Source organism: Pseudomonas proteolytica (assembly GCF_007858275.1).
Lineage (GTDB): Bacteria > Pseudomonadota > Gammaproteobacteria > Pseudomonadales > Pseudomonadaceae > Aquipseudomonas > Aquipseudomonas proteolytica.
This window is the reverse complement of sequence record NZ_VFEV01000038.1, coordinates 64,833-71,246: the sequence shown is the minus strand read 5'-3', so window position 1 is coordinate 71,246 and position 6,414 is coordinate 64,833. Positions and strand designations below refer to the sequence as shown.

Genomic DNA, 6,414 nt, shown 5'->3' with positions numbered 1-6,414 from the left:
CACCGTATGCGGTGTATCAGATACTCCGTAGCGGCTGGTTTTAGGGCTGCTTCGCAGCCCAGCGCGGGGCAAGCCCGCTCGCCACAACTGCGCTATCTGCCTGAATTTAGGCGTTGCGGCAAAGTTGGGTAGATACTTATGGATATCGCAGGCAAGCCAGCTCCCACCCAGTGTCTTGCGCGGTGTCAGGGGCGATAGAGGTGGGCATGGCCCGCACGATACAGCGAGGATTCGCTAAAGCTGTCACTGGCCAACACCCTGCCCACCACAATCAGCGCAGTCCGCCTGAACCCCTTCGCAGCAACCTTTTCGACAATATCCGCCAAGGTGCCCATGGCCCAATCCTGATCCGGCCACGTCGCCCGATGAACCACGGCAATCGGACAGTCTGCACCATAATGGGGCAGTAGCTCGGCGACGATTTTCTGCAGATGATTGACCCCCAAATGCACCGCCATGGTCGTGCCATGGCTGGCCAGGCTGGCGAAGGCTTCACCGGCCGGCATCGTGGTTTTATCGGCATAGCGAGTCAGGATCACGCTCTGGGCGATATCCGGCAGGGTCAACTCGGTCTCCAGCAGCGCGGCACAAGCGGCGACTGCGGTAACACCGGGGATGATCTGGAAGGGGATGCCCAGCTCGCGCAAATGGCGGATCTGCTCGCCAATCGCTCCATACAGGCTCGGATCACCAGAGTGTACCCGCGCCACATCCTGGCCTTTTTCATGGGCGGCCTTGATCAAGCCAATGATCTGCTCCAGGTTCAGTTCGGCGCTATTGACCACCTGTTCGGCCCGATGCCCCTCAAGCACGGCAGCCGGCACCAGGGAGCCAGCGTAGATGATTACCGGGCAATCGCGGATCAGCCGCTGGCCTTTGACGGTAATCAGTTCCGGGTCGCCGGGGCCAGCGCCGATGAAGAAGACGGTCATGGAAAAATCCTGTGCAAAAGCGGGCGCGCATGAGTACGGCTCATGATCGAGAAGGGCAATTATCGGACTTTAGCCGGCGCAGGCCAATGCAAACGTGGCCCTGGGGGCTTTTTTGCGGGTGATCAGCAGTCGGGCAGGGGCCTTGGCAAGCTGTTCTGCCAATGCCAAAGCGGCACTTTCGGCGATGCCGTAGCACCCCGTATGGGCGAAAACCACATCCGACTTATGGCTCAATCGTCCTTCGTAGACCTGCAGTTGTTGTGCATCAAAGCACTGCAATGGCAGGTTCAACGCGTTGGCCAGGGCGACTATGCCTGGCTCATCGCACTTGTGAGCAATACTTGCCAATGCGCTGATTTGGCCGGGGTCGATACCGGCCTCGGCCAGCGCACTGTTGAACAGTTCCAGCAAGGCTTCAACCTCACAGCCACGCTGGCAACCCAGGCCAACCGTCAAAATCATGCGGCGTATTGATCGTCACGATTGCGGCGAAACAACCAGGCGCTGATCAGCCCCAGCGCCAGCCAGAACGCGACGTTGGTCAGCTGCGAGGCGATCTTGAATTGTGCTTCCAATGCCTCGGGAGCCAGCATCGAGTGAACTTCCGGCTGTGGCGCGCCAACCACATGGGGCACCGCCAGGATCGCTACGCCGAGGATCTTCAACAGCCAATTGCGGCCAAACACGATCAGCGCAATGCCGGCAGCCGTGGAGGCTGCGGTACCAATCCACCAGATCTGCCGTTGCGCCAGGTCTGCCGCTGCGGTGCCGGGCAGTTCCGGTGGCAGGCCCAGGGTCGGCGCCAATACAAAGGTGGCATAGCCGGCCAGGCCCCAGAGCAAGCCCTGGGCAGTACGGGTCGGAGCGCGCAGGGTATAGAGGCCCGCGAGCATCAGCGCAAAACCGACAGCGACCACCAGGTTGCCGCCGGTGGTGGACAGCACGCGTTGCCAGCCGTCTTCCGGTTCCCAGGCCTCGGCGTCGTGACTGTGGGCTGCGACACCTGAGGCGTGTTCATGTACCTCGGTTGCGGCCGGGGCGTTTTCGAAGGTTTCCGCCTGCAGAATCAGCGGGGCTACCCAGAAACTTTGCAGCAGCGTCAGCAGCAGGGCGGCCAGCAGGCCGCTGAAACCTGCGGTTTGCGCAATTCGCTTGATCATGGCGGCAGGTCTCAATGGCACGGGAAGGCAGCGCTGTGGCGCGTATCGTGGGCGGCGTTGTGTACGGCCTCGATATGGGAGAACCCGGCGAAATACACCAGGCACGCACCCAGGATCGACGCGCCAATGGCGGCGGTCAGGCGCTGGCTCAAGGTGGCGGAGCCGCTGGCGGTGTGTGAGGTGCTGCTGATGATCGACATGGCACGTCCCTTTCGAGTGGCAGGGTGATACGAGCGCATGAAAACCCCGCGAGCCGGGCACGCAGGGTTCTGAACAGCGCCCGCCCACCGCGGGTTTGTTATCTGATTGTTCGGGCCGGTCTCCGGGCTTGCGAGGGGCTCTGGGCCTAAAAGCATCACCTTCCCATGCCGTACAGGCACAGTGGATCTGACACTTCGCTCGCCTACCGTTGCGGGGGCAGCACCGGACTGTCATGCACGCATGGGTCACCGGTTTCCCGTTTCACCCTGTGAAGGGCACCTGAAACAAGATGTGTAGGAGAGCATGGTCAGGGGGATCCCGTCAATTGAGCGAGTGCGCACGCCGAACAACTCACGGATTGAAATTTTGAGCAAGCGTGGCAGAGAACAAAGGGGCGCGTGCTTTGTCCGCTTATGCTACCGCCCGCACCAGGCCGCAGGGCTCAAGCCAAAAAACGCGGCAAACGAACTGCCCCCTGTCTTAAGACAAGCGCCCTTTTTGCGCTGGCCCGGTAGGGCGACGCGGTAACCTCGAACTAGTAAGGCGCACTTGGTCGACGGCTCCCCCTTCAATCTTTTCGTCTTGTTTCCCCGCTTCACCTTTATTGTTAGGACCTGTATCCAATTTGTGAAGCAGGTCAGGTCTTTTAAGGAGTGCTCGGGCAACGGCTGTTGCTTTTGAGGAAAATTGACGGGTGCTTGGTAGTTCACCTGCCGCCTCTTTCAATTCGCTAAAACTTAGTTCGTCGGTGTCAGGTTTGGCGGCTAACTCCTCATAGTAAATGCCCAATTGAAATAGCAAGTAATTATCGTTGAGGCTTTCGAAGTCTTCAGCAACAAGAGCGACATCGTTCCAGTTTAGTTCGCCGCCGGTCCATCCATCTATATCTTTGTCGAGTGCTTCAAGTAACTTTGGACGGTTGAGTATTTCCTTTGCAAGTTTCATTTGCTCTTGTGTCGCGTCTCGGCCGTCGTGTAGTTTTCCGGCTGCCATATTTTTTAGGTCGACCAAGGTAAAACCATCGTATGGGAAGGTTGTGGAGATTTTTAGCTCGTCCAACGTAGACAGTAATTTCTTGGCCAGCACCTTGTCGCTGTAGCTCTCCAAAGAAGTTGTTTCGCGATACTTGTTTATCATGTAGTCCAGGTTGTCATGATCGAACCTTTCGTCTTTCAACCCTGGCTCCCTCCAAGTAGAGCCAACCCCTATATCCAGCTCGTCAAGCAGGCTAGGACGGTTGAGAAGTTCCTTGGCCACTGCTGACGCGTGCGTAGTAAAGGTTCTACTGGTCGGCTGCTGGCCAGCGGCTTCCTTCAATTCATTAAAGTTAACGTACCTGTCACCATCTCCCGCTGCGTACTGTTTAAAATGCTTCTTCACCTCCTTGAGTAGGCGCCTGTCGCTGTAGGACGATGGATAGTCTGCTTGAGATGATTCCCCCGGCGTCGCTCGCGTTGTTCGTCTGGCGCCACTGGTGTCGTCTGCCAATTGGTTCTGAGCAGTGTCAGTTTTGGAGGGCGGGGGTTGATTGCTGTCTTTGCCCAGCGTGATTGGCAGCGAGTGAAGGCTGTTGGGCTGAAACATTGAAATAGTCATGACAGAACCTCGAGTTTGTTGCTGTATTGGGCGCTCACCGCAGATGGACTCCTGTGAGCAATGCCAACAGGGCTGCAAATGCATGAATCGGTGACTGTGTGGCGCCCCATTCAAACTTGTTCCCCGCCGAGGCCTGCAGAGTGATACAGGTTTTTTCCCAGAGTGCCGTGGGGTAAAAATTGATCTGGGTTTGCCGACATTGACCCGTCCTCTCGCACTGCGTAGCCTTGCACCCTCGAGGTTCTTAGGCCCCGGTCGAAGCTAAGAAGGGAACGCGGTCGATGCCGTGGCTGCCCCCGCAACTACGGCTTACCGGTTTCCCGTTTCACCCAATCAAGGGCACCCGAAACAAGGCGCTGGAGAGCATGTGTGAGGGATGTGCCTCAAACACCTTGAACGCTGGCTGAGGTTTTGATCGCAGTACCGTCAGACGTACCGATGGTTGGTGAGTATAGGTGCTTGTTTCAACAGGTTTATCCTTAGGATCGCCACTTGAATTTGACCCTGTCAGGCAACCGTCCGATCATGTGATCAAGGTTGTCATGATCAAACCTTTGATCTTTCAAGCCCCGTCCATCCCAAGTAAACCCAACGCCAATATCCAACTCGTTAAGTAGGCGACTGCGTTTGAGCAGCTCATCCGCAACTGCTGATGCTTGGGCAGAAAATGTTCTAGTGCTTGGACGGTGGCCGGCAGCTTCTTTTAGCTCATTAAAGTTGACGTATTTGTCATCGGCCCCCGCTGCGTACTCCCTAAAGTGTTTCTTTACCTCTTGCAGCAGACGCTTGTTGTTATAGGACGAGGGAGAACGTGTTGGGCGTGATTCCTCTGGCGTTGCACGGGTTGTGCGACTGTTACCGCTGGCTTCAGCCGCCCCTTGGTTGCTGCCCGGTGCGATCGGCGGAGAGTAGAGATTGTGGGGCTGAGATATTGAAAGTGTCATGACAGATCCTCGAATTCACTGCTGTATAGGGCGTTCACCGCAGATGGACTCCTGTGAGCAATGCCAACAGGGCTGCAAATGCATGAATCGGTAAATGTGTGGCGCCCCATTCAAACTTGTTCCCCGCCGAGGTCTGCAGAGTGATACAGGTTTTTTCTCAGAGTGCCGTGGGGTAAAAATTGATCTGGGTTTGCCGACATTGACCCGTCCTCTCGCACTGCGTAGCCTTGCACCTTCGAGGTTCTTCGGCCCAGGCCGAAGCTAAGAAGGGAACGCGGTCGATGCCGCGGCTGCCCCCGCAACTGTAAAGGGTTTATCTGACTGCCACGCCACTGCCTGTATCCGGCGGGAAGGCGCAGCCAGCGCCAGCCACCAGGCCGGCAAGCCCCAAGCCAGGAGACCTGCCTCGCAACCGATTTTCCATTTCAACCGGGCGGGGTGATCCGGTGACGAATCCAGCGCCTGCGCGTCGCCGCAGGGCCAGTCGTCCCGTATGCCCGCCCCAAAGGGCATCCAATGAAAACACTGGCCAAACTCCCCGTTACTATCGTCACCGGCTTTCTCGGCTCGGGCAAAACCACCTTGCTGCGTCATATGCTGGATAACGCCCAGGGCCGCCGTATCGCCGTGATCGTCAACGAGTTCGGTGAGCTGGGTATCGATGGCGAGATCCTCAAGCAGTGTTCCATCGGTTGCACCGAAGAAGAGGCCAACGGCCGTGTGTATGAGCTGGCTAACGGCTGCCTGTGCTGCACCGTCCAGGAAGAGTTCTTCCCGGTGATGCGTGAACTGGTCGCGCGTCGTGGCGATCTGGACCATATCCTCATCGAAACATCCGGCCTGGCCCTGCCAAAGCCGCTGGTGCAGGCTTTTCAGTGGCCGGAAATTCGCAGCGCCTGCACGGTTGACGCGGTGATTACCGTGGTCGACAGCCCAGCCGTGGCGGCTGGCACCTTCGCCGCCTTCCCGGATCAGGTCGACGCCCAGCGCAAACTGGATCCCAACCTGGACCACGAATCGCCGCTGCACGAACTGTTTGCCGATCAACTGGCCAGCGCCGACCTGGTGATCCTCAACAAAACCGACCTGATCAGCGCCGAAGACCTGGCCCGCGTGCGCCTGGAAGTCGCCGAAGAGCTGCCTCCAGCGGTGAAAATCGTCGAAGCCAGCAGTGGTCGCCTGCCCCTGGACGTGTTGATTGGCCTGGGCGCCGGCTCCGAGGAGCATATCGACGGGCGCCACAGCCATCACGATCATCACCACGAAGGTGAAGACGATCACGATCATGATGCGTTTGACTCCATCTCCATCGACCTGCCACAGGCTGACGAAGCACTGTTGCTCGATGCCTTGACCCAATTGGTGGTGCAGCACGGCATCCTGCGTGTCAAAGGCTTCGCAGCGATTCCAAACAAACCGATGCGGTTGCTGATCCAGGGCGTGGGCACCCGTTTCGACAAGCACTTCGACCGTGCCTGGAGCGCTGACGAAGCGCGCATCACGCGCCTGGTGCTGATCGGTCAGGATCTGGATGCCGCCGGCCTCGAAGCGCAACTGCGCGCCGCCCTCAGCGTTTAACCC

At 58.2% G+C, this 6,414-nt stretch carries 7 protein-coding genes and 2 riboswitches; of the genes, 1 reads left to right on the top strand and 6 read right to left on the bottom strand.

The genetic code is table 11. The features are described from left to right. Nucleotides 1–185: 185 nt before the first annotated feature. The 6 genes from cobM to FIV38_RS30025 all read right to left on the bottom strand — a co-directional run bounded on the left by cobM (nt 186) and on the right by FIV38_RS30025 (nt 4,833). Entirely contained in the window at nt 186–932 is a 747-nt protein-coding gene (gene cobM, locus FIV38_RS23420) for a precorrin-4 C(11)-methyltransferase (RefSeq protein WP_092236955.1), read from the bottom strand. Between the two features lie 69 nt (nt 933–1,001). Further along, entirely contained in the window at nt 1,002–1,394 is a 393-nt protein-coding gene (locus tag FIV38_RS23415) for a cobalamin biosynthesis protein (RefSeq protein WP_029291422.1), read from the bottom strand. Continuing rightward, a complete protein-coding gene (locus FIV38_RS23410) occupies nt 1,391–2,092 on the bottom strand; it encodes a CbtA family protein (RefSeq protein ID WP_092236952.1) in 702 nt (233 codons plus the stop codon). The genes FIV38_RS23415 and FIV38_RS23410 overlap by 4 nt, the downstream gene beginning before the upstream one ends. An 11-nt stretch (nt 2,093–2,103) precedes the next feature. After that, entirely contained in the window at nt 2,104–2,292 is a 189-nt protein-coding gene (locus tag FIV38_RS23405; RefSeq protein ID WP_092236949.1) for a CbtB domain-containing protein, read from the bottom strand. A 96-nt stretch (nt 2,293–2,388) separates the two neighbouring features. Continuing rightward, nucleotides 2,389–2,591, bottom strand: a riboswitch (cobalamin riboswitch). 182 nt (nt 2,592–2,773) lie between these two features. Then, the gene (locus FIV38_RS30030) at nt 2,774–3,889 is read right to left on the bottom strand and encodes a hypothetical protein (RefSeq protein ID WP_170228390.1); all 1,116 of its coding nucleotides are present in this window, start codon (nt 3,887–3,889) and stop codon (nt 2,774–2,776) included. Between the two features lie 479 nt (nt 3,890–4,368). Beyond that, nucleotides 4,369–4,833: a hypothetical protein gene (locus FIV38_RS30025; protein ID WP_169890374.1), complete on the bottom strand. Its 465-nt coding sequence runs from the start codon at nt 4,831–4,833 to the stop codon at nt 4,369–4,371. A 221-nt stretch (nt 4,834–5,054) separates the two neighbouring features. Further along, nucleotides 5,055–5,256: riboswitch (cobalamin riboswitch) on the top strand. Nucleotides 5,257–5,349: 93 nt separating this feature from the next. Here FIV38_RS30025 and cobW point away from each other — a divergent pair. Then, nucleotides 5,350–6,411 (top strand): cobalamin biosynthesis protein CobW, encoded by a 1,062-nt coding sequence (gene cobW, locus FIV38_RS23390; protein ID WP_029291434.1) that lies wholly within the window; start codon nt 5,350–5,352, stop codon nt 6,409–6,411. Nucleotides 6,412–6,414: the final 3 nt, after the last annotated feature.

What these genes read in the sequence shown, in the direction of transcription:
- cobM (WP_092236955.1), bottom strand. Translation starts at nt 932, where the DNA reads ATGACCGTCTTCTTCATCGGCGCTGGCCCCGGCGACCCGGAACTGATT.
- FIV38_RS23415 (WP_029291422.1), bottom strand. Translation starts at nt 1,394, where the DNA reads ATGATTTTGACGGTTGGCCTGGGTTGCCAGCGTGGCTGTGAGGTTGAA.
- FIV38_RS23410 (WP_092236952.1), bottom strand. Translation starts at nt 2,092, where the DNA reads ATGATCAAGCGAATTGCGCAAACCGCAGGTTTCAGCGGCCTGCTGGCC.
- FIV38_RS23405 (WP_092236949.1), bottom strand. Translation starts at nt 2,292, where the DNA reads ATGTCGATCATCAGCAGCACCTCACACACCGCCAGCGGCTCCGCCACC.
- FIV38_RS30030 (WP_170228390.1), bottom strand. Translation starts at nt 3,889, where the DNA reads ATGACTATTTCAATGTTTCAGCCCAACAGCCTTCACTCGCTGCCAATC.
- FIV38_RS30025 (WP_169890374.1), bottom strand. Translation starts at nt 4,833, where the DNA reads ATGACACTTTCAATATCTCAGCCCCACAATCTCTACTCTCCGCCGATC.
- cobW (WP_029291434.1), top strand. Translation starts at nt 5,350, where the DNA reads ATGAAAACACTGGCCAAACTCCCCGTTACTATCGTCACCGGCTTTCTC.